Below are 20,492 nucleotides of genomic sequence, written 5' to 3'. Positions count from 1 at the left end.
CCGGTGGCGAGCACCACAACCACGCCCCGTCCCGCGGGACCGCCGGCCGTTGACCTGCTGTTCATTCATCCTGGTGGTCGCCGAGGGGACAGCCTGCCGAGGCGGGACGAGACGCCGACGCTGGTTCGGCGTGGGGCAACGAGGGCGGCCGCCTCGTGGACAACCGTCCACACCCGAGGGTAAGGCGTCGTCCCGCGGCCAGTTCGAGCTCGCGGCTGGATGCCCGGACACGCGCGCCGGACCCCGCCCCACCCAGCCTCAGAGATACTGTCCCGATGCCTCGCTGTCGTTTCTCGCCACCCGCACGGACACCACGTTGGCGAGGTTTACGATCAGGGCATTCTCGCTGGTCTCGCGGTCATACCTCGCGCGGGTCAGGACGAGGCTGCGCCGCTCGTCCAGAGCCCTGGAAATCGTTTCCAGTGCCTCATCGGGCCCAACGAAATCGGTAGTCAGCACCAGGACATCTTCACCACCCACCGGGTGGAAACGCATGATCAGCTCGACCGTTTCGGCCATGGTCGGCTCCCTCCGCAAACCTGGGCGCTGCGCCCTCGCTCCCGCCGTGCGCGTGTCGGCCTGCCGCCGGCCGCTGCCCCAACGGTACCCAGCGATGCCGCCGTGGACTTCGATTTGCGGTACCGAGGCAGCCGTCCGCCGTCAGCGCCACGGGACCGGGACTCAGGCGGAGTCGCTGCCGGTCGTTGTCCGGGACGGCGTCAAACCATACCCTCCCCAACGACCGGGCGGTGAGTACGTTGGGCTACCAGGGCGCTGATCCCGACGCAGTCCCGGCGGCGCAGCTACCCGTACCGTAGTCCCAAGAGGACCGGTGGGAGTACGTGGCCGCCTAACCGCACTACCGCGACGGCTGCGGAAGATCGGAAATGTGGGCAGGCAGCCTGAGGAGAGCGCGCCGCGAAGACGGCCAACCAAGAGAATCCCCGCATGGGTGAATAGTGGCGCTGGTAGTGCCACTCCCATGCCGGACAGCTACGCTGCGATCGTTCGCCGCTCCAGACCCCGGCGGCGCGTCCGCAAGTGTCGAGACGCACCGGAGGGGCAGATGGCCAGGCTAGTAACGGCTGCAAACACAGGCACCAGGGGCTACCCCAACGACCGACTGCACACTCTCGTCACCCGAATCGCGGCCGGCGACCGCGCGGCGTTCCGCACGGTCTACGCGTTCCTGGTCATGCGGGTCTGGCGCGATGCCCTGCGGCTGCTTCCGTCGGCCGATGCCCGAGCCGTGACGCGGTCGACGTTCGTCGAGATGTGGCACCTTGCCGGCCACCATCGCGACCACGAAGGGCGTGGAACCGCCGCCTGGATCAGGTCGATCGCTGCCCGTCACATCGAAGATCGGCCACCTACCACCAACGGAGGCCAGCCGCTTCAATGCGCCTTCGACCACCACACGCTCCGGGAGCTGATTTCGCTGCTTGGCCCTGGTAGAGGCACGATCCGCACCGCCCCCGCGACCTTCACGCGCGTCGTCGACCTTTGCTCCATGACCGCCATCCGCGACGCGTGGCTGGTTGAGCGGCACCACCGCCACCATGCCCATCCCGAACACCAAAGCCCCCACCGGGTGCCGGGAACGGCGTTGGCGCACGCTACCTACTGGTCTTACCTCGGCGCTGGTCGGGCCCGCCGCAACAGGGCGGGCTGGACCTGGCCGAGCCGAACGCACGGCGTCCACCGCCATCACCACCGTCGATGGTGAACTGGTTGATGACAGAAACCGGCAGCGTCTCAAGATCTGCCGGATCGCGTAGTGTGGCGGTCGGCCGGCCTGATGCGGGCCCTGCTCAATCGCGCTTCAGGAACGGCCTGGCATCCAACGAGTTCTGGTCGGGTTCACGGCCACCGCACGGGTCCGGTGTTCTTCGGCCACTGTGGGTAGCGTGATGGCGAACGGCATGATGTGGCGGACCGCCGCGGCGTGGCGACGCGCCCGGCGCCGCCACGGCTGGCTCGATCACCTGGCCCGCGCCGTCGCGCGCTATGACGAAGCCGACGGTGGCCGCCTCGCCGCCGCGATCACCTACTACGCGTTCTTCGCGACATTCGCATGTGCCCTGCTCGGGTTCGCGGCCTTCGGATTCGTCCTCGACAAACCAGGGGTGCAGCAGCAGTTGCAGCGTTACCTCGCGGAGAACCTGCCCAGCCTGGACGTGCAGCAACTGCGAGTAGCCAGGAGCACCGTCGGCCTCCTCGCCTTCCTGGGGTTGCCGGTCACGGGATGGTTCTGGATTGACGCCGTGCGTTCCTCTGTCCGCAAGGTGTGGCGACTGCCCGAATATCCTGGAGCCCTCGTGCCCCGGCTGCTGATCGACCTGGTGGCTCTGATCGGACTCGGGCTGCTGTTGGCTGTCTCGCTTGCCATCGCGTTCTTCACCGTTGCCGTGGCCGACCGTCTGGTCGAGCCGGCCGGCACGAGTGCCGTCTGGAGCCGTTGGCTGCTCGCCGCGGTCGGCCTCGCGGTCAGCGTCGGGGTGAACACGCTGCTGGCGACCGCCATCCTCATCGGACTACCGCGGTTGCGCGTGCCGTTGCGGCGCGTCGTCGTGCCAGCGCTGATCGTGGCCGCCTGCCTCGAACTACTCAAGACCGTCGGCCGCATCTTCGTGCACCATGTCGCGGCCAACCCGACATATCAGGTCGTCGCCGGCACTGTCGGCCTGTTGTTCTCGCTCAACGTGATCAATCAGGTCATACTGTTCGCCGCGGCGCTGACCGCGACGAGCAACGTCGGTGACGTCACCGACCTGTCCGAGCGAGGCGGCTCGCCCGTCTCCGCCGTCGATCCGCGCGACGACGCCGCGAAGTCGACTCTCCTGCCCGATACCGGCCCCACAGACGGCGGCGCCGGTGAGTTTGCTCTCCCGATCGAGGCTGATGGGCGGGTACGCCGGTCACGCGGGTAGATCCCCGGGTAGTGCCTTCTCCCGGACGCCACGCGGACTCCTCGAGCGGGTCATCCCGGTCTGCCGGCCGTCGTGGGGACGGGTTCCGGCGCGGTCGAGGATTCGACCGGTGGTGTCAGGTCGGCGTCGTCCCGCTGCCGGTGAACGGTGTGCTGGGTGTCCGTGTCGTCGGCCGGCTGAGTGCCGGGTGGCTGGCGGTCCCGGGTGGGTTCGCCGTCGGGGTGGCTGAACAGGTATCGGACGGCGGTGTTGAGCACCGCGAGCAGCGGAACGGCGACCAGCCCGCCGACGATGCCGGCGGTGATGACGCCGGTGGCGATGCTCAGGATCACGGCCAGTGGATGCAGGGCGACGGCCCGACCCATGATCATTGGCTGCAGGACATGGCCCTCCAGTTGCTGTACGGCGATGACCACGCCCAGCAGGATCAGCGCCTTGACCGGTCCGACGGTGACCAGGGCGACCAGGACGGCGACCGTGCCGGTGAGGGCGGCGCCGATGACGGGGATGAAGGCGCCGAGGAACACCAGGGCGGCCAGTGGCAATGCGAGTGGGACGCGCAGGATCGCCAACCCGATACCGATGCCGACGGCGTCGACGAAGGCAACCAGCACCGTGGCACGCACGTACGAGACCAGGGTGTGCCACGAGTAGTGCCCGGCCCGCGCTACGGGCAGCCGGGCGTTGCGGGGCAGCAGCCGGCACAGGAAGGTCCAGATCTGACCGCCGTCGCGCAGGAAGAAGAAGAGCGTGAACAGCACCAGCAGGAAGCCGGTCACGAGTTCGCCCAGGGTGGCGGCGGTGGTGAGCGCGCCGGAGGTGAGAGCGCCCTGGTTCTCGGTGATCGCCGCCTGGAGGCGAGTGACAGCATCGTCGAGCTGGGTCTGCGACAGGCGCAACGGGCCCTGCGCGAGCCAGCTCTGCACCTCGCCGATCCCGTCGCCGACCTGTGTGCTCAGATCGTCCAGCTGCGCGATGAAGGTCCGCACGATGAGCGTGAGCCCGCCGAAGACCATGATCAGGCCGGTGACCAGCACCAGGCCCGCGGAGAGAGAACGGTTCATACCGCGGTTGCGCAGGGCCGCGGCGACCGGCTCGAACATCGCGGCCAGCAGCATGGCCACCACGACCGGGATGACCACCATGCGCAGCTGGCCGATCACCCGGATCACCAGATAGGCCGCCGCGAACAACAGGATCACACGCCAGGCCCACGCGCCGGCGAAGCGCACTCCGCGGGGCAACCCGTCATCGACGGAGGGCGTTTGTTCTACCAGCATGACGGGTGTCGACGCCGAGCCGAGTTCGGGTCCGGCGGTGAACGGTGGCGGCGCCCAGGCACGCTGCGCGGCTGCGAACCGCCGCCGCGCCCGCTGCCGGGCGGTGCTGGCCCAGATGGACATGGAGGCCTCCTCAAGGTGTGCCCGGACGGTTGCCGGGCGCGAGGGCTCGAGGCTGCCGAAAGGGCCCGAGTGATCTGAGCATGGGCGATGCCGACCAGTTGCCCGGCGGCACCCGACCGCTTTGGCCGTCTGGGCGGCGAAACCCGGCGTCGATCCAGCCGACCAGGATCCGGCCGACCGGAGAGAAGCGGTCCGCCGCCTCGGGTGACGGACCGAGGCGCCGGGCGAGGCAGGAGGCCGCGGGGGCTGGACGGCCGCCGCAATCGGCTGGAAGCAGCGACAACGGCGTCAGGCGTGATAGCAACTGGTACCCGCCGGAACGGCGGCACAAACCCACACCGCGAGGCTTCTGCCGGTCGGCATGTGCCAGATGGCCTGCCGCTACAGTCGCCTGCGTCAGTGCCAGATCCGGTACCGGACGACCTGGACGCTCGGCTCGAGGTAGTCGATGTCGTAGAGAACCCGGTACACCGTGTCGTCCGGGACGGCGGATGCCAGCACCGTTCGGGTGCCCGGTCGCACGGAACACGCGCGTACCGGCTCGGTGTAGGTGGCCTCGGAGCCGTCCGCCGGAAGGAATCCCACCAGGAACGTCTGGCAGCGGTCCGAGGGGTTCGCCTGATCTCTGATGTGCGAAACGCTGATCGTCGTGCAGCGTGACCGGGGCACGGTCAGCGGGAAGCTGGCCACCCTGCCGGCTTCGTAGAACTCGTTGGTGGGCCGGACGGGCACGCACCTGTCCCGCGCCGGGCCGGTGTGGTTTGAGGTCGCGGTTGCGCGGCCTTTGGCCGTGAACGTGTCGCGTGACCCCGCCGAGGCTGCTGTTGGTGGTCCAGCTCCGATGCCTGTCATGGCGACCAGCATGGCCGCGATCGTCGTTCTCCACCTTGAGGCACTCATGGCGACTCCCGTCACTGCGTGAGGCGACCGGGGTCCTGGGCCACGAGGACAGGTAAGACAATTCTCCGGCACCGACCGGGCAGCAAGGTGGAGACCGTGCCAACCTGTGCACGAGTCAGGGAGTTCCTGCTGTTCCAGGTAACGGCAGACCCTCCCAGGTCCGGCGAACCGGACGTAGCGTCGAGATCGTGGACAGCCGAACCGAGATCCGCGACTTCCTCACCACCCGCCGCGCGAAGATCACACCCGAGCGGGCGGGCCTGCCGGCGTACGGGGGCAATCGCCGGGTGGCCGGACTGCGCCGCGAGGAGGTCGCCATGCTGGCGGGGGTGAGCGTCGACTACTACACCCGCGCGAACCCGAAGCCGAAATCCTGCCCACGTGCGGGGAACTCGGCATCGGCTTCGTACCGTTCAGCCCCCTCGGCAAGGGATTCCTCACCGGCAAGATCGACCAGAACACGTCCTTCACCGACGGCGACATCCGCAGCAGCATCCCCCGATTCAGCCCCGAAGCCCGGCAGGCGAACCAGGCCCTCGTGGACCTGCTCGGCCGGATCGCGGCCCGGAGGAACGCCACGTCCGCTCAGGTCGCTCTGGCCTGGCTGTTGGCACAGAAGCCGTGGATCGTGCCGATCCCCGGCACCCGCAGCCTCTCCCGCCTGGCGGAGAACGTCGCCGCCGCCGACCTGGAACTCACCGCTGACGATCTCGCCGAGATCGACGACATCGCGGTGAAGATCCGGGTCCAGGGCGACCGCTACCCCGCCCACCTTCAGCAGCTCATCGACCGCTGACCTCGCCCGGCCTACCATCCGAAAGGGACCATCTCGTGGCCGCCAATATCCCGCAGATCACCCTGAACAACGGCGTGCAGATGCCGATCCTCGGCTTCGGTGTCTTCCAGGTCCCCGACGAGCAGACCGAGCAGGTCGTCTCCGACGCCCTCGCCGCCGGCTACCGGGCCATCGACACCGCCGCCTCCTACGGCAACGAGGAAGCCGTCGGCCGCGCCATCGCCAAGAGCGGCATCCCCCGCGAGGAGCTGTTCATCACCACCAAGATGTGGATCCAGCACACCGGCGAGGACACCGCCAAGCGCGAGTTCGACAAGCCGAGCCCCGGCCGGATCCGGCCGGGGCTCGGCGATGTGTATCGGTCACGCCGTCGCGTCGGTGGTCACCGCAGCGTCGCCCCATGCCTTGCCAGCGCCTGATTGACGTCGGCGTACCAGATCCGCCATGCGCAGATCCGTCCCTGCTCTCCGACGCACGGAGCCCTGGTGGCGTCGTCGCCAGCGGAGATCGTGCCGTTGGCGTTGAGCACGCTCCAGTTCGGACCCGTCAGCGAGATGACCGGGCCACCGCTGTCGCCCTCGCCCGCGGCGCTGGTGTGCTGGACCTGCTCGGCGCGTACGAGCGGACCCATCAGGCCGACGGTGGTGAAGATGAACTCGTCCACCGCTGCGACCGCGACGTCGCAGATGCCGCCGGAGTAGGCGCCGAGCGTGCACATGTAGTCGCCGACGATGTTCGCCGACGTGCCGGCGACCGGCTGGGAGGTCGACGCGGTCGAGTTGCCACCGTAGACGCGGCCCTGGGTCTGGGTGCGGATGAGCATCGTGTCGGCCTGGGCGGACCTCTGCTCGGCCAATCCGACGAAGCTGGTGAAGTCACCGTTGACGAACGGGACCATGTTGGCGCCGCAGTGCGCCGCGGTCAGCATCGCGGACGAGCCCCCGCTGTTGACGCCGAAGCCGGTGGAGCAACCACCGCCGGTGTGGGTGTTGAGAATCCGGGCGCCGCCCCAGAAGGGTGCAGTGTCGGCGACGCGTGAGAACAGGGCGCGGGCCGGGCGTTCCGTGGTGACCGCAAGTCGCACGTCATCGGCGATCACGGCGAGCCGTGCGTCCTGCCCCTGCTCGGCAACGCCGACCTGCAGGGCGCTGCCGTCCACCGGCACGCCGACCCGCAGCACGGATCGGTCGCCGCGGGCCTGCGCATCGCGGACGACCCGGTCGGCGGCGTCGAGCAACTGCCGGCGTGAGTGCGGCGCGGATCGAAGCTCGACCGGTGCCCGCTCACGCTGGCTGGCGACGAGCCGTTTGACGTCGCGGGGAAGCGTGCCGTGCCAGTACAGGGTGACCGACCGGCGGTGGGAATTGATCTCGATGCCGGCGTAGCCGGGCCGTCGCCCGTCGTCCGTGCCGGTCCGAAGCTGGCCGGCCACGTGCCGCAGACCATCCAGCTCTTGCTGGAACTCGCGCTGGGTCCGGTACCCGTCGGGCAGCGCGTAGGTGAGGCCGCTGCTGGTGGCCGAGCCGGAATCCTTGACCTCGTCCGCCGCGGCGGCAGTTGGTCCGCCGCCGCTCAGGGCGACGCAGAACACGGCGGATGCCGTGATGAAGCCGGCTACCCGCCGGCGTACTGATGTCGTTCGACTCATGGTCGTCTCCTTCTCGGTGCGGACCGTGGCGGTCCGCGTCGCGCCGTCCGCGACATGTTGAGGTTGCCGGTGTGCGGGGTGCGCCGTCGTCCGCCGTGGGCCCGACCGGGGTGGTACACCGGGAGTCGGACGCGCGCCGGACCGAGTCGTGTTATCGCGGCGCCTGCGCACAGTCGGGTATCCGTAACAAAGCCCAGCTCGGACCCCGACGGGTGTGTGATGGGTGTCCGAGCTGGGGCCTCCCGGTCGCGTGACCGTGAGGAGACAACCAAATGCCGGTAGATAGGACCTTTCCCGACGTGGTGGTGTCGGTGCAGGCCACCGGAGCAGAGCAGGATCCGGCGCGGGGCCACTTGGGCGCCGGTCTGCTAACCGGCCCCGACACGGTCCTGGTCATCGACCCCGATCGGGCGCTGCTCGATCCGACCCGTGGATTCGAGGTGCTGGTCATTCCGGTGGAGCTGGCGGCCGACTCGCCGATCGAGCGCATCCGGGTCGCCGGCGTCGACGCCATGCAACCCGCCGAGTCGGAACGGCTCACCAGCCTGGTCCTGCGGCTGGCCCACTCTTCGGGGCACGAACCGACCGTCGGCGCCTTCGACGGTCGCCGGTTGCGCGAGGAGCTGGTCGCACACGGCGACCTGCTCACCGCACTGGTGAACCTCGGCGCTGTGCAGGCCGGTGCGGGCGCCGTACCGGCGGACCTGCTGCGCGCCGTCGCCGCTGTCGAGGCCCGGCAGCGCCAGCACCGTACGCAGGTGCACACGTACCGACGTCCGGGCGACGAATCGTTCGACATCTGCGACTATGTTCCGTGCTGCGCGCCCCGCCCGCCGCGGTCGCAACGCTAGGACGACGTGATGAGGCGGCTCGCATCCGGGCGCGACACGCTGCTGTTGACCGCCGTCTGGATCATCGATGTCGCGGTCTTCTCAGCGCTGCTGAACCGTTCCGACAGGCCATCGGGGATGCTGCCGGCGCCGGTCGTCGTCGGCTACGTTGCGATAGGCGCCGCCGTGCTGTACCTGCGTCGAAGTCACCCGGTGTGGGTGTTCGCCGCCGTGTGGCTGCACAGCTGCATTGCCAACCTGCTGCCGCTCGGCCTACATCCGACGGCGGGGGTACTGGTGGCTGTTTACACCGTCACCGCTTCCTGCGGCGAAGCCGTCGGCGCGTTGGCGATGATCGCCGGGTTCGTACCCGTGGGCCTTATGGTCGCCGACGAGGTAAGGGGGGCGGCCACGAACGAACGGATGCCCATTCTCACGGCCAACGCGGTCTTCTTCACGGTGGTCGGTCTCCTGGTGTGGGGTCTCGGCCGCTGGGCACGCGCCAGCCGGGAGCACGCGCGGGAGTTGGAGCGCCGCCGGCTGGCCGCGGCGAGTGCGGCGGTTGAGGTCGAGCGCAGCCGCATCGCGCGCGAACTACACGACATCGTCGCGCACGCGGTGACGGTGATGGTGCTCCAGGCCGGTGGAGCCCAGCAGATACTGCGCACCGACGCCACTCGTGCGCTGCGGACACTGCGGCATATCGAGGACCTCGGCCGGGAGGCGATGGGTGAGCTGCGCCGGCTGCTCCTGGTGCTGCGGCCCCCCGGCGGTGACGAGGCCCAGCAGGGCATTGACGATCACCAGCCAGGGCTCGACGACGTCACCCGACTCGTCGGGACGTTTCGGAAGGCGTCGTTGCCGGTGCGGCTGGCAGTGTGCGGCGCGGTGCGGCGGATGGACCGCAGCACCGACCTCGCGGCGTACCGGGTGGTTCAGGAAGCGCTGACCAACGTCATGAAACACGCCGGACCGGGCACCCGGACCCGCGTCGAGCTGAACTGGGCGGACGCGTTGTTGATCCGGGTCACCGACGACGGGGGTTCGCCGCCGCGCCGGGCATCGGCACTGTCGGCCGGGCACGGGCTGCTCGGGCTGCAAGAGCGGGTCGACGTCGTGGGCGGGACACTTACCGCCGGCCCCAAGCGCGGCGGCGGGTTCGAAGTCAGCGCGGCGCTGCCGGTCCCTGCGGCAGCACCCGACAGGGCTGGGGGCAACGGGTGAGTACCCCGCTGCGGCTCCTGGTGGCAGACGACGAACCGCTGGTTCGTTCCGGGATCGACATGCTGGTCAGCGCCGAACCGGGCATCGAAGTCATCGGGGAGGCAGCCGACGGCGCGCAGGCGGTCCTGCTGGCCCGGCAACTCCGACCCGATGTCGTTCTCATGGACGTCCGGATGCCCGGCATGGACGGGGTGGAGGCGACCCGCCAGATCACCGCCGACACCTTCGCGCCGGCCGGCGGGTTCGTCACCGTACTGGTCCTCAGCACCTACAACCACGATGACTCGGTCTACGCGGCGCTGCGGGCCGGCGCATCCGGCTTCCTGCTCAAGGACGCCGCCCGCAGCGAATTGATCCGAGCGGTACGCGCCGTCGCGGCCGGAGACGGCTGGCTGGACCCCGCGGTGACCAAGGGCCTACTCGCGGAGTTCGCGACCCGGCCGCAGCCGCAGCGACCGACCAGGGCCGAGCTGACCCAGCTCACCCCCCGAGAGCACGATGTCCTTCTCCTCGTGGCGCACGGCTTGTCCAATCCGGAGATCGCCGGCGACCTCTTCATCGGTGAAGCGACGGTGAAGACCCACCTGGGCCGGATATTCACCAAGCTCGGCCTGCGCAACCGTGCCCAAGCGGTGGTCGCCGCCTACCGGGCTGGGCTCGTCACGCCAGAGCCCAGCCCGGTACTTGCCGAAAGGTCCGTCCGTGCTGGTCGAAAGCCGTCCGAGGTTCAGCAGGCCGATCTTGGCTCGCCCCGCCTTGTCCACCTTGCTCGTCGTCGGTGGTGACTGCGCGATGATGCCGGCTCGTGCCCCGCCAACCTACGCCGCGGGCCGGCTGAACCTCGCCGCCGGCGCCCTCGCGGACCCGGCCCGCATCACCAAGGACCGTCTCAGCTTGGCAGTGACGAACATGTTCGTTACGATCGCGTTGTGAGTCCTCGTCGAGTGCCCGTCAGCCGCCGCGATCGACCGGCCAAGCCGCCGCTGAGCCGGGCGGGTGCCGTCGCGGCGGCGTTGCAGATCATGCAGGAGGAGGGCCTTGAGCGGGTGACGATGCGCCGGCTGGCTTCGGAGCTCGACACCGGCCCGGCCTCGCTCTACGTCTATGTGCAGAACATGGCGGAGTTGCACGGCGCGATCCTTGACGAGTTGCTCACCGGCCTTCACGTGGTTGATCCGGCCGGTGTGGGCGCGCGGTGGCGTGGTGAGCTCATCGGGCTGCTCACCGGATACACGCGCCTGCTTCTCGGCCAGCCGAGCCTGGCGCGGTCGGTGCTGGCGCTGCGCCCGTCCGGCCCGCACTATGTGCGCCTGGTCGACACGCTGCTCGGGCTGCTGCACGAGGGCGGCGTACCTGTGGCGCAAGCGGCGTGGGGCGTGGATCTGCTCCTGCAGCACGGCACGGCCACCGCCGCCGAACAGGGCGTCCGCGGCGAGGCGATCGAGGCGGAAGCCGAGCAGGACGCTCTCGTCGAGGCGTTGAACGATGCCGCGGACGGCGACTGCCTGAACATCGCCCGCGCTCGCGACGAGCTGTTCTCCGGGACCGGGGCACAGCGGCTGGCTTGGATGTTCGACGCCCTGATCACCGGTATCTCCACCGTCGCGGTGCCCGCCCGGGAGCCTGCGGCGAGCTGACGTAGAACCCCTCCCGCCCTGGCCGGTGGGAGGGTTGCCATTGCCATGGCAAACATGTTCGTCAAGAACACGTTCTTCAGCGTTTAGTCGCGGACTCGACCGGCGAGCCGCCTGGAAAAGAAGCCTTTGGAGGAAGACATGACCACACCTGTCACGATCATTGGAGCCGGCCTGGGCGGTCTGACGCTCGCCCGCGTGCTGCACGTTCACGGGATTCCGTCGACCATCTATGAGCTGGACGCTTCACCGCATGCACGGACGCAGGGCGGGATGCTCGACATCCACGACTACAACGGCCAGGTCGCGGTCAAGGCCGCCGGCCTGTTCGAACAATTCAAGAAGATCATCCACCCCGGCGGTGAGGCGACTCGGATCCTCGACAAGCACGGCACAGTGCACACCGACGAGCCCGGCGACGACGGGGACGATGTCGGCGGCCGTCCCGAGGTCGACCGCGGTGATCTGCGCAAGATGCTGCTCGACTCGCTACCCGAGGGCACCATCCACTGGGGCACCAAGGTCACCGCGGTGACGAGCCGGGGCAGCGGCCACGAACTGACCTTCGCCGACGGCTCGACCACCACCACCGCTCTGCTCGTCGGCGCCGACGGCGCCTGGTCACGGGTACGGCCACTGCTGTCGGACGCCAAGCCCGCCTACACCGGCGTGTCGTTCATCGAGCTCGAACACCACGACGCGGCGAAGCGGCACCCCGGCCCGGCGAAAACGGTCGGCGCCGGCATGCTGTTCGCGCTCGGCGCCGGGCAGGGCTTCCTCGCCCACGCCGAGACCGACGGCAGCCTGCACATCTACATCGCCCTGACCAAGCCCGCGGACTGGATCGACAGCGTCGACTGGACCGACAACGACAAGGGCAAGGCCGTCCTGCTCGCAGAGTTCGCCGACTGGGCGCCGGAGTTCCACGCCCTGATCACCGAGGCCGACGGCGCCCTTGTCCCGCGCACCATCAACGCCCTGCCCATCCAGCACCGCTGGAACCGGGTCCCCGGTGTCACCCTGCTCGGCGACGCCGCCCACGTGATGTCCCCGTTCGCCGGCGAAGGCGCCAACCTCGCCATGCTCGACGGCGCCGAACTCGGCAAGACCATCGCCGCCCACCCCGGCAACATCGAGGCCGCCCTCGCCGCCTACGAGATGGACTTGTTCCCGCGCAGCGCCGAAGCCGCCGAGCAGGCCGCCCGCGGACTGGAACTCTGCTTCGACGAACGCGCCCCGCACAGCCTGCTCGACCAGTTCGCCGCCCACGCGGAAGCCCAGTGACAAATGCCCGATCGCTTGGTTACGCCACTTCCCCGCCTCGGCGTTGCGACACGCGAGGCGGGGCAGGGCAACGCGGTCCTGCTCCTGCACGATGCCGCAGGACCCTCCAGTATCGACACCCTGTTCAATTTGATGAATGACGTGCGTCCTACCTGACTGGCTATGGTCAGAGTCTTGATCGACTTCTTCGGACTCGATTCTGGCACGATCGGACAGTTCGCTCTGGTGGTGACAGCTCGGTGATCAGGTGACGGAGCCTGCAGGGCTGGGTACCCGGGGCGCAATTCTGCTTCTCGAGTTGGATGATGCCGACGTTCACACCAGCGAAGGCTGCCGCCACCACACCTCACGACCGTCGGCTCCTGACCGTGGTCGTCGTTCTCGTGGAGCCACCGCCTCACCGGCGACCTGGAACACGGCCTGCGCGGCACCGATACACCGCGGCCAGATGAAGACGGCGGCACCGACCCCAGCAAGCCCCGATGACGCACACTCCACAAACCCGGGCCCAGATCATCACCGGTGGGTCCGGTCTCCCAGGGACCAGTCGCGGACCTCGGGCATGTCCTCGAGGTGCCACGTACCCCGATCCACCGGTCCACCGCGAGCAACGCTCGGTTCACGGTGTCGGCCGTGCTGCTGGGCTTGGCGTCTCGGTGTTGGCCGGGTCGGAGCTGAGTGGCTCGCGGCAGATCCAGAGATGTGCGGGTGGCACGTTGCTCCAGACGGTCGGGCTGCGCGTCACGTCGCCGAACGTCGCGGTAAGACGGCGGCGGAGCTGCCGTGCGGCCGGCAGCGGCCGGACCGGGACGGTGATGATCGTGGCGAAGGTGCCGTGCGGGTGCAGGACGTGGGCGATCCCGCTGAGGATCTGCTCCTGGGCTGGCGGTGGTATCAGTGACCAGGGCAGAGCGCTGATGATCAGGTCGACGGGTCCGATGGCGGCGTTGTGGAGCAAGCGGGGCAGGTCGGCGGCGTCACCGTGGATGACGTTCAGCGCGGGCCATGCCTGGGTCAGGTAGGCCGCCATCGCGGTGTTGCGTTCGACCGTGCAGAACGTGCTGTCGGGAGGCAACCGGGACTGTATGGCGCGGGTGATGGTGCCGCTGCCGGGGCCGAGTTCGACGACGGTGCGTGGTGCGCGGGCGGTGTTGATCAGGTCGGCGGCCTGTGCCGCCAGGGCCCGGCCGGTCGGGGCGATGGCGCCGATCTCGCGGGGCCTGCGCAGCGCAGCCAGGAGGAACCAAGTCGTGCCATGCGACTGAGCAGCTCTGGCGTGGATGCCTTGAGAACTGGGTTGATGCTGGGCCGCGGTCATGGTGATGCCCTTCTGTCGATCTCGGACGCGGTGGTCAGCGATAGATCACTGCCGTGAGTGCCGGCCGCGCGGGCCGGCGCCTGCGGCCGGCCGGTGAGGTGCAGCAGCGTGACACCGCCGATGATGAGGAGGATCGCGGCGATCTTGCGGGCGTTCATCGCCTCGCCGAACAGGGCTGCGCCGATGATGGCCAGCGCTGCCGTACCGACTCCCGACCAGATGGCGTAGGCGACGCCGACCTCGATGCCGGCCTTGAGGGCGCGGGCGAAGCAGACGTAGCTGACGACGTAGAGGGCGGCCGTCGCGAGGGTCAGGATTCGGCTGCTCAGACCGTTGGAGGCGGTGAGTGTCGCTGTTGCGATCACCTCGGACACGATCGCCGCGCTGAGCAGCAGCCACGCCGTCATGGCTGCTTCTGCAGGGTCTCCCGGCAGACCTCGCGCCCGGCATGTCGCGTTGCGACAGCACGCAGTGCTCGCCGCAGCGGGTGGTCGATGCGGCGCTCGGATGGCCTGTCGGCTCGTTGCGGGACCGTGCTCAGGGTGGACGGATCCTCGGCCCGGCCCGCCTTCTCCCACGCCTGGCAGCGCAACGGATAATGCGCGGCTTGGTCGGTGCGGTCGTCGCGCCACAACGCGAAGTAGTAGTACGGCGCGGACTTCCGTGGCAGGGCATGCGGCAAATACGCCCACTGACAGCCGGTCCGATTCTGAAAAAAGATCGCGTTCACAATCTCCCGGAGCTCATAGCGGCCCTGGTGCACTCGACATCGACGGATGCCGAGCCTTCCACGCGTCCAGGAACGGTCCCACCACTGCCCACTCCTGATCGGTGAGGTCACTGGGATACCCCTTTCGCTCGCCCATGTCCTGCCCAACCCGCCCTGCCGCCGGTCAGACATCGGAGTAGCTCAAAGCTCACGAAATCGAGCGATGACGAACTACGGAAAGCTCACAAACCGGCCGCTCAGATCCCACGATCACCAAGCAGGACAGTGCGCCGAACACTGGGGTCGGTCGGCGGCGTGTCGACAGTCGGCCGAAACGGATGCAATTGACCTCACAACGAATCACCCCGAGCCAATCCCAAGGTGTTCACCGGCCGGATTCGGCGGTCAGATTGCCGAGAGAAACTCGGGGTAGCCCTGCGGATCGGTGAAACCGCAGCAGCTCCACCGCGCGGGGGTGTATCCGGCCCGGTTCGACGCTGATCCCGGCGATGCCGGGATCACGGTTGTGCTCAGCGGGGTCGGATGCCCCGCATGAACTCGATCATGGAGCGATGGAGCCGAGGCCGCCGCCACGAACTCCTCGACCGGACCCCGATCTTCAATCTGGCCCACCTGCTGCACACTCTGCGCGAGTACGAACAGCACCACAACGAGCACCGACCGCCCCGGGGCATAGCGAACGCCCGACTGCTGTGGCACCGGCTCCCTCGTACCGGCGCTCCGGCCTCTCCCGGCGGACGGTGCCCGTTCCCGGCCGGCAACACGGGTCTCATCGCACCGTCGTCAGTGGCTCCACACTCACCCGGAAGGTGGCCGCTCGCACGGATCGCCGCCTCGACGGCCTCACTGGACCGCCTCGGAAGCGGATGCAGCCGCCGCCGTACTCACAGTACGAGTCGGCATCGGGCAGCGCCTCTCCCCCTTCAGCAACACCTCGGCGTACGGACCCGCGTGCCGTCCCACCATCGGCGTGATCCGGCAGGGGCGGTCCACCGGCGCCGACACGAGCATTCAGCCGCCGGCCTCGGGCGCGATCCGGTGGACCCCCTCAGGGCCATCCTCCCTGCGAGAACCGCTTCTACCGGGACAAGGGAGTGAAAGCCTGTTCGAAATCGACTGGATAGGATTGCGAGCCGCCGTTCAGCCACCAGGTGTCGGCACTGCGGTAGAGCACGGTGTAAGTCCTCGGGCCGTCCCGGAAAGCTATCTGCCTGCCGTGGGCGCGTTCACCGTTGCGTGTCCAGGTGAACTCCCACATGACGGCAGGCTTGCCGCGATAAGTCCAGCGCTGGCTCATCTTCACCTTTTTGTACTGATCTTCGGCGTGCTCCTTGGCGAACAGCTTCTCGTCCTGGGTCAGCCGAGCCCACGGGTCCACGCTTTCGTAGCTGTGCACTTCGAAGTTCGCCTCGATCATGGTGTCGTCCGACTCGACGAACGTGGTGGGGCCAACCGCGTAGGCCTTACGAGGGGTAGACAAGCCGATCGCATACCCGCCGACCGCGTTAACGGCGGACTTGTAATTGTCCGGCAGCTCCTGGCCAGGCGCTGCGGCGTCCTCGGCCTCGACCTCGAGCACGCCCTGGCGTCCGACATGTCCCGCGCCCAGCCCGTCGGACGGTAGATCCGCGGCGGACGGAGCCAGCTCGTTCGAGGCGGTTCCGGCCCCGGGACCGTCGCTGGCCTTCGGCTGGTCTGCCGAGGTGTCGGAGTTCGCTCCCATCGCTGTGTCGGCCTGCGCGTCCGCGGGCCGGCTCGCCGCCGGTTCCTGGCTCTGCCCGCCCGCCGCGCCATTGTTCTGGTCCCGCGACGGAAGCACCCCGCAACCAGACGAAGCCCCCGCCGCAAGCCCGGCCACGAGAAGTCCGACGAGCCCCACGCGAACCCGGTCCGCCAAGTGACGCGGTTCATGCTGTCCCACTGTCCTACCCTTCGTCGCGACCGCAGTCCGATCAAGGTCGCTGATGGTACCCGGCTGATCCGCTTCGCATGACCCCCTGCACCTCGACCGCGGCGGTGCTCCATGCGCGGTCAGAGCCCCCGCGGGTGCGTTTCGCGAGATCACCGCCACCATTGACCCGCCCCGGCGCCGGTTCGCCTGACGCGGCGACCGAGTCAGAATCGTGCATGCTCGCCCCCGGCCCTGGCATCCGTGTACGCACGTGGATTTCGATTTACGTACGGACGCCGCCCGGGAGACGTCGTGGGTTCAGCTCCGTCACCCTCATCTCTGACGTTCGTCCCGCAGGGTCGGACCTCGCAGGTCACGCCAGGGCGCCCTGGATCGGATCTTCCAGACGATGCCGTTCCTTACCCGGCGGTCGTCCTCGCCGGGCGACCACCGGTCCGTGCCGGCACGGCAGCCTGCGCACCGTGCAGCGCTACCTGCGACTGGCGGCCGCCACACCCCGGCCGTCGCCAGCGCCGAAACCCTGCCGGGTCATGACCAAGCCTGAGCACACGGACACCAAACACAGCGCGGCGCTCACCGGCATCCTCGCCGCTGCCCGGCACTGCGGGCCGCGCGCCGGCACGTCGCCGCGTTGCGACGATGATGCGCGAACTCGGCGGGGAGCGCCTCGACGGCTAGATGCGCGCCGTTGAAGCCGACGACCTGCCCGCCCTGCACACCCTCGTGGCAGGTCTGCGCCGTGACCACGCACTTAGTCTCACGTTTGACCAGCGGATCCTCGTCTTGCGTCGGGGGACGCCCGCTCGTGCGGAGGAGGCGATATCTGGCCATCGGTGCTGTCGGCGCATTTCGCTCCCAGTCAGGCCCCGCTGAGCCAGTGGCAATGGCCGCCATACGCTCGCAGCATGATCGACGACGACGTGCGGGAACGAGTCCTGGACCGATTGATCGAAGCGCTGGCGGCGCAGATCGAAATCGCCGAAAGCCGCACCCTCGCGCCGGAAGCCGCTGCGGCGTTGGCCGACTTAAGCAGAGCCGAGACTCGTTTGATCTTCGGTGCAGCGGGCCACCACGTTCACTACGAGGGCTCAGAACCGATAGCAAGGCTCATCAAGCTCCTGTCGGACGTGCAACGCTCCGCAGCCGACCCAGACGCCGTCATCCGTGCGGGCGACGAAGTGCAGGTTGTCCAAGAGCTCCTGCCAGAGGAGGCGCGAAGCGGCGTCTCCTGGTGGGACGAGGTCAGCTACGTCGTCCGCTACGTCGGAGACGATCAAACGGTCGACGTGCAAGCGGACCTGACGATGGAGTACGTCGTCGAGACAGTCCCAGCAGTTGCTGTGAGAACAACGCCCAGCTGAGAGCTGATGCGCTTGATCAGGCATCCGGATCTGCCACGGACAACGCGCGCGCTCCGCTTCCGGTGGATCATCACCATGCGTGATGAGGCCACCAAAAGCGGGCCAGAGCCTCAAAATGTGTCCGAGGCTCAACATAAGGGATACGCACACGGTGGTCGCAGCCAGGGAGCTCGCGTGCTCACCATGATCTTGCGTTGGACCCGCCATCGCTGTGGAACGGCGAGGGCTGGAACTCAGGCAGGTTACACGGCAAGGCCTTCGCCCGCGGGGCGGCTCTCGCCTGGTCGCTTTCCTCTGCTTCCCGCGCTGCGGTAGCGGGACGCGACGAAACTCGGCCGGTCGGGTAGGCGCCGGGGGAGCCGACGAGTTCGACGCCTCCCCCGGCGACCATCGTCAGGCCGGGACCAGCACGCCGAGCATCTCCGTGGCGATGCCCGGCGCCGCGTCGTGCAGCGCCTTCAGCGCAGCGGCGTCGCTCGTCACGGCCTTCAGCGTGATGTCGAGAATCGCGTTGCCCGAACGCACGATCACGTGGAACTGGTTGCCGGTGTCCGGCCCGACGAACGCCTGCTCCCCCACACCCGGCAGTGGATTGTCGAACAAGCCAGGCGCCGCCACGACCTTCCAAGCGGCGTCAGCGGACTCCTGCCGCTTCGAGGTGGACACCTGGAGCTCTGCCGACCCGGCCGTCTCATCATCCGGGCCCCACTGGCAGTAGAGGAGGCTGCCGTTCCTACTGTCGGTGCCCCGCACGCGCTTGCCGGGGCCGGTGAGTCCACCGCCCTGCGCCGCCGAGCCGGACAGCGTAGGGCAGACGAGGCCGTCCGGCTGCCACCTGTGCGTGACCGGCGGCACCGGGAACGCGAAGGAGGTGGTGGGCTGCGGTGGTGGAGCGACACCGCCCGGCTGATCCTTGGTGCAGCCAGCCATGGCCGTCGCGAGCACGACCGCGACGCCCAGGCCGCCGAGAAGACGACTCCTCATGAGTTCACCGCCTGCGGCCAGTGACCGGTGACCGATTTCGGATCGCTCGAGGGGAAGTTGCTCCAGTCGTTGGTCTCGGTCTTCTGCTGGTTGACCTGGGCGACCACTTCGGCAAGATGCTTGGCCATCACGCCGAGGAGCTGCACGATCGCCGCGACGACGTTGCCGAGCGTCATTCGACGCGTCGTTGAGTGCTTCCTGACCGCTGAGCACGTCGGCCGGAGTGGCCGCCTCTGCGACGTCGCCGGTCGTCTCGGTGAGCGCCTCGATGACGATGAACCTTTTCGCGTCACGAATGCGATACTCATCGTAGTCGCCCAACTATCGGTCCTCTATTCAGCTAGCCTTCAGCGCAGGCTGCATCGTACGGCAGCGCCACGATTTGCGGTGTCCCGTACCTGCTCACCAGCCGGGTCTGACGTCACCCCCAGCGACGTCTCATCTCGACGGTTGTCCCGAGAGCTGTTCACCGCACACGAGTTCGCGCGCGACTTCACCGCGATGCTCACCAACCGCACCGGCGACGTCACCCCCGGCCGGATGGAGCAGCGCAACCGCCGTACTCCTCGCCACCGATGTGACCCGCTGCGACACAGTCGAAACCACTGAACTCGGGATCAGCATGGCGGCAGGAAACAGACGGGAATGTTCTATTTCATAACGCCTCTGTCGGGCCAATTCCTCGAGTCTATTTGGCATTCTGGAATCGCCGCCCGCACTGACCTGAGCAATCATCACGATTCAGGGCAGCGGGCGCGCCACGCGGGAGGCCGCCGACGTGATGTTGGGACCGACCGCGAAATCATTGTGGGCGGCACCGTCACGGCGTATTGGTTTGCAGGCGACGATCGACAAAAGGCCACTGCTGCACCATGGCGGTCGCCGACGCGCGTGCAGCATCTCGGTGGTGGTAAAGGCCGCCAGCCCCTCGGTCGGCGTACGGAGCCCGTCCGAGGGTAATAGCCGGCGGCGGCCGCCTGGGCCGGCGGGAGGAAGCAGATGACATACCTGGTGGAGTACAAGGGGACGGCCCTCGAGATCGCCACGTTGGACGCAGCGCTGGACAGCGCCAGGAACGCGATCGCCGCCGACATCGGGCCGGTCAGCGACTGGAGCGTCGAGTACGACGAAACCATCAACGACTGGTTCGTGCAGGGGCTGCTCAACGGCGTCGCCGTTGGTTCCATGGCGGTGGTCACCGGCCCCGAGCCGGCCACCCCACATGATCAGGAACCGGATCTGCGCCCCTTACCGGCTCATGACGCGCGTGAGGATTCGGCACGGCTCATCGCCTTCACGGGTGGCACCCCGGCCGAGGTCTTCGACCGGGCCACGACGTGGCTCGCCGGTCGACCGGACGTGGTCGCGGTCGGCGACGTGGCCTGGTCTGTGTGTCCCGACGGCTACCAGCTGCGGGTGTACCACCGCCACGACGAGGGGTAACCGCGGCGTCGTGACAGAGCCGGTGATCGCCCGGGCGCATGATTCGTCGGTGACGGCTGAAACGGCCCCAAGCGCAGGGCCGGGGCCGATCGTCG

At 68.6% G+C, this 20,492-nt stretch carries 23 protein-coding genes and 1 pseudogene; 12 read left to right on the top strand and 12 right to left on the bottom strand.

Annotated elements, in window-relative coordinates; genetic code table 11:
* Window positions 1–258: 258 nt before the first annotated feature.
* Window positions 259–519 carry a hypothetical protein gene (locus tag ACMCNO_RS14050; RefSeq protein ID WP_412749861.1) on the bottom strand — a complete coding sequence of 87 codons (261 nt, stop codon included), beginning with the start codon at window positions 517–519 and terminating at the stop codon, window positions 259–261.
* A 547-nt stretch (window positions 520–1,066) separates the two neighbouring features.
* Here ACMCNO_RS14050 and ACMCNO_RS14045 point away from each other — a divergent pair.
* The gene (locus ACMCNO_RS14045; RefSeq protein ID WP_412749860.1) at window positions 1,067–1,726 is read left to right on the top strand and encodes a hypothetical protein; all 660 of its coding nucleotides are present in this window, start codon (window positions 1,067–1,069) and stop codon (window positions 1,724–1,726) included.
* 184 nt (window positions 1,727–1,910) lie between these two features.
* A complete protein-coding gene (locus ACMCNO_RS14040; RefSeq protein WP_412753697.1) occupies window positions 1,911–2,930 on the top strand; it encodes a YihY/virulence factor BrkB family protein in 1,020 nt (339 codons plus the stop codon).
* Window positions 2,931–2,980: 50 nt separating this feature from the next.
* On the opposite strand, the gene ACMCNO_RS14035 is transcribed toward ACMCNO_RS14040, so the two are convergent.
* Both ACMCNO_RS14035 and ACMCNO_RS14030 read right to left on the bottom strand, forming a co-directional pair.
* Window positions 2,981–4,333, bottom strand: coding sequence for an AI-2E family transporter (locus ACMCNO_RS14035; RefSeq protein ID WP_412749859.1), 1,353 nt, complete (start codon window positions 4,331–4,333; stop codon window positions 2,981–2,983).
* A gap of 396 nt (window positions 4,334–4,729) precedes the next feature.
* Window positions 4,730–5,065, bottom strand: a complete 336-nt coding sequence (locus tag ACMCNO_RS14030) for a hypothetical protein (RefSeq protein ID WP_412749858.1) — start codon at window positions 5,063–5,065, stop codon at window positions 4,730–4,732.
* Between the two features lie 538 nt (window positions 5,066–5,603).
* Here ACMCNO_RS14030 and ACMCNO_RS14025 point away from each other — a divergent pair.
* Together ACMCNO_RS14025 and ACMCNO_RS14020 are read left to right on the top strand one after the other, a co-directional pair.
* Entirely contained in the window at window positions 5,604–6,029 is a 426-nt protein-coding gene (locus ACMCNO_RS14025) for an aldo/keto reductase (protein ID WP_412753696.1), read from the top strand.
* A gap of 35 nt (window positions 6,030–6,064) precedes the next feature.
* Complete coding sequence (locus ACMCNO_RS14020) at window positions 6,065–6,448, top strand: aldo/keto reductase (protein ID WP_412749857.1); 384 nt, start codon at window positions 6,065–6,067, stop codon at window positions 6,446–6,448.
* On the opposite strand, the gene ACMCNO_RS14015 is transcribed toward ACMCNO_RS14020, so the two are convergent.
* Window positions 6,412–7,677 carry a hypothetical protein gene (locus tag ACMCNO_RS14015; RefSeq protein ID WP_412749856.1) on the bottom strand — a complete coding sequence of 422 codons (1,266 nt, stop codon included), beginning with the start codon at window positions 7,675–7,677 and terminating at the stop codon, window positions 6,412–6,414. The two genes, ACMCNO_RS14020 and ACMCNO_RS14015, sit on opposite strands and share 37 nt — an antisense overlap.
* Window positions 7,678–7,949: 272 nt before the next feature.
* Here ACMCNO_RS14015 and ACMCNO_RS14010 point away from each other — a divergent pair, with 272 nt between their 5' ends.
* The 5 genes and pseudogenes from ACMCNO_RS14010 to ACMCNO_RS13990 all read left to right on the top strand — a co-directional run bounded on the left by ACMCNO_RS14010 (window position 7,950) and on the right by ACMCNO_RS13990 (window position 12,649).
* Window positions 7,950–8,528 (top strand): hypothetical protein, encoded by a 579-nt coding sequence (locus ACMCNO_RS14010; protein ID WP_412749855.1) that lies wholly within the window; start codon window positions 7,950–7,952, stop codon window positions 8,526–8,528.
* Window positions 8,529–8,537: 9 nt separating this feature from the next.
* Complete coding sequence (locus ACMCNO_RS14005) at window positions 8,538–9,731, top strand: sensor histidine kinase (RefSeq protein ID WP_412749854.1); 1,194 nt, start codon at window positions 8,538–8,540, stop codon at window positions 9,729–9,731.
* A pseudogene (locus tag ACMCNO_RS14000) lies at window positions 9,728–10,399 on the top strand (response regulator); the annotation flags it as partial. The gene ACMCNO_RS14005 and the pseudogene ACMCNO_RS14000, both read left to right, overlap by 4 nt.
* Window positions 10,400–10,660: 261 nt before the next feature.
* On the top strand, window positions 10,661–11,368 hold the full coding sequence (locus tag ACMCNO_RS13995) for a TetR/AcrR family transcriptional regulator (protein WP_412749853.1): 708 nt from the start codon (window positions 10,661–10,663) through the stop codon (window positions 11,366–11,368).
* Window positions 11,369–11,506: 138 nt separating this feature from the next.
* Window positions 11,507–12,649, top strand: a complete 1,143-nt coding sequence (locus tag ACMCNO_RS13990) for an FAD-dependent oxidoreductase (protein ID WP_412749852.1) — start codon at window positions 11,507–11,509, stop codon at window positions 12,647–12,649.
* A gap of 619 nt (window positions 12,650–13,268) precedes the next feature.
* Here ACMCNO_RS13990 and ACMCNO_RS13985 read toward each other — a convergent pair.
* The 6 genes from ACMCNO_RS13985 to ACMCNO_RS13960 all read right to left on the bottom strand — a co-directional run bounded on the left by ACMCNO_RS13985 (window position 13,269) and on the right by ACMCNO_RS13960 (window position 17,356).
* Window positions 13,269–13,967, bottom strand: a complete 699-nt coding sequence (locus ACMCNO_RS13985; protein WP_412749851.1) for a class I SAM-dependent methyltransferase — start codon at window positions 13,965–13,967, stop codon at window positions 13,269–13,271.
* The gene (locus ACMCNO_RS13980) at window positions 13,964–14,374 is read right to left on the bottom strand and encodes a DMT family transporter (protein WP_412749850.1); all 411 of its coding nucleotides are present in this window, start codon (window positions 14,372–14,374) and stop codon (window positions 13,964–13,966) included. The genes ACMCNO_RS13985 and ACMCNO_RS13980 overlap by 4 nt, the downstream gene beginning before the upstream one ends.
* Window positions 14,371–14,868, bottom strand: a complete 498-nt coding sequence (locus tag ACMCNO_RS13975) for a transposase (RefSeq protein WP_412749849.1) — start codon at window positions 14,866–14,868, stop codon at window positions 14,371–14,373. Before ACMCNO_RS13975 ends, ACMCNO_RS13980 begins: the two co-directional genes overlap by 4 nt.
* Window positions 14,869–15,081: 213 nt before the next feature.
* Entirely contained in the window at window positions 15,082–15,345 is a 264-nt protein-coding gene (locus ACMCNO_RS13970) for a hypothetical protein (RefSeq protein WP_412749848.1), read from the bottom strand.
* Between the two features lie 430 nt (window positions 15,346–15,775).
* Window positions 15,776–16,576, bottom strand: a complete 801-nt coding sequence (locus ACMCNO_RS13965) for a hypothetical protein (RefSeq protein ID WP_412749847.1) — start codon at window positions 16,574–16,576, stop codon at window positions 15,776–15,778.
* A 606-nt stretch (window positions 16,577–17,182) separates the two neighbouring features.
* On the bottom strand, window positions 17,183–17,356 hold the full coding sequence (locus tag ACMCNO_RS13960; protein ID WP_412749846.1) for a hypothetical protein: 174 nt from the start codon (window positions 17,354–17,356) through the stop codon (window positions 17,183–17,185).
* A gap of 158 nt (window positions 17,357–17,514) precedes the next feature.
* On the opposite strand from ACMCNO_RS13960, the gene ACMCNO_RS13955 reads away from it, so the two are divergent.
* Window positions 17,515–17,970, top strand: coding sequence for a hypothetical protein (locus ACMCNO_RS13955; RefSeq protein ID WP_412749845.1), 456 nt, complete (start codon window positions 17,515–17,517; stop codon window positions 17,968–17,970).
* Between the two features lie 393 nt (window positions 17,971–18,363).
* On the opposite strand, the gene ACMCNO_RS13950 is transcribed toward ACMCNO_RS13955, so the two are convergent.
* Window positions 18,364–18,954: a hypothetical protein gene (locus tag ACMCNO_RS13950; RefSeq protein WP_412749844.1), complete on the bottom strand. Its 591-nt coding sequence runs from the start codon at window positions 18,952–18,954 to the stop codon at window positions 18,364–18,366.
* Window positions 18,951–19,130, bottom strand: a complete 180-nt coding sequence (locus ACMCNO_RS13945) for a hypothetical protein (protein ID WP_412749843.1) — start codon at window positions 19,128–19,130, stop codon at window positions 18,951–18,953. The genes ACMCNO_RS13950 and ACMCNO_RS13945 overlap by 4 nt, the downstream gene beginning before the upstream one ends.
* 274 nt (window positions 19,131–19,404) lie before the next feature.
* Between ACMCNO_RS13945 and ACMCNO_RS13940 the strand changes: the two genes are divergently transcribed.
* Both ACMCNO_RS13940 and ACMCNO_RS13935 read left to right on the top strand, forming a co-directional pair.
* A complete protein-coding gene (locus tag ACMCNO_RS13940) occupies window positions 19,405–19,563 on the top strand; it encodes a hypothetical protein (RefSeq protein ID WP_412749842.1) in 159 nt (52 codons plus the stop codon).
* A 390-nt stretch (window positions 19,564–19,953) separates the two neighbouring features.
* Window positions 19,954–20,397 carry a hypothetical protein gene (locus ACMCNO_RS13935; RefSeq protein ID WP_412749841.1) on the top strand — a complete coding sequence of 148 codons (444 nt, stop codon included), beginning with the start codon at window positions 19,954–19,956 and terminating at the stop codon, window positions 20,395–20,397.
* The last annotated feature ends 95 nt before the right edge of the window (window positions 20,398–20,492 follow it).

Origin of the sequence: Krasilnikovia sp. M28-CT-15 (genome assembly GCF_047159595.1) — a bacterium.
Taxonomy (GTDB): domain Bacteria; phylum Actinomycetota; class Actinomycetes; order Mycobacteriales; family Micromonosporaceae; genus Actinoplanes.
The sequence above is the reverse complement of the archived record's forward strand: the minus strand, read 5'-3'. Positions and strand labels throughout refer to the sequence as shown.

Coding starts and splice junctions, on each gene's coding strand:
- ACMCNO_RS14035 (WP_412749859.1), bottom strand. CDS start 4,333: ATGTCCATCTGGGCCAGCACCGCCCGGCAGCGGGCGCGGCGGCGGTTC.
- ACMCNO_RS14040 (WP_412753697.1), top strand. CDS start 1,911: ATGGCGAACGGCATGATGTGGCGGACCGCCGCGGCGTGGCGACGCGCC.
- ACMCNO_RS14015 (WP_412749856.1), bottom strand. CDS start 7,677: ATGAGTCGAACGACATCAGTACGCCGGCGGGTAGCCGGCTTCATCACG.
- ACMCNO_RS13975 (WP_412749849.1), bottom strand. CDS start 14,868: ATGTCTGACCGGCGGCAGGGCGGGTTGGGCAGGACATGGGCGAGCGAA.
- ACMCNO_RS13980 (WP_412749850.1), bottom strand. CDS start 14,374: ATGACGGCGTGGCTGCTGCTCAGCGCGGCGATCGTGTCCGAGGTGATC.
- ACMCNO_RS13955 (WP_412749845.1), top strand. CDS start 17,515: ATGATCGACGACGACGTGCGGGAACGAGTCCTGGACCGATTGATCGAA.
- ACMCNO_RS14050 (WP_412749861.1), bottom strand. CDS start 519: ATGGCCGAAACGGTCGAGCTGATCATGCGTTTCCACCCGGTGGGTGGT.
- ACMCNO_RS14010 (WP_412749855.1), top strand. CDS start 7,950: ATGCCGGTAGATAGGACCTTTCCCGACGTGGTGGTGTCGGTGCAGGCC.
- ACMCNO_RS13935 (WP_412749841.1), top strand. CDS start 19,954: ATGACATACCTGGTGGAGTACAAGGGGACGGCCCTCGAGATCGCCACG.
- ACMCNO_RS13950 (WP_412749844.1), bottom strand. CDS start 18,954: ATGAGGAGTCGTCTTCTCGGCGGCCTGGGCGTCGCGGTCGTGCTCGCG.
- ACMCNO_RS14045 (WP_412749860.1), top strand. CDS start 1,067: ATGGCCAGGCTAGTAACGGCTGCAAACACAGGCACCAGGGGCTACCCC.
- ACMCNO_RS13945 (WP_412749843.1), bottom strand. CDS start 19,130: ATGACGCTCGGCAACGTCGTCGCGGCGATCGTGCAGCTCCTCGGCGTG.
- ACMCNO_RS14005 (WP_412749854.1), top strand. CDS start 8,538: ATGAGGCGGCTCGCATCCGGGCGCGACACGCTGCTGTTGACCGCCGTC.
- ACMCNO_RS13985 (WP_412749851.1), bottom strand. CDS start 13,967: ATGACCGCGGCCCAGCATCAACCCAGTTCTCAAGGCATCCACGCCAGA.
- ACMCNO_RS13990 (WP_412749852.1), top strand. CDS start 11,507: ATGACCACACCTGTCACGATCATTGGAGCCGGCCTGGGCGGTCTGACG.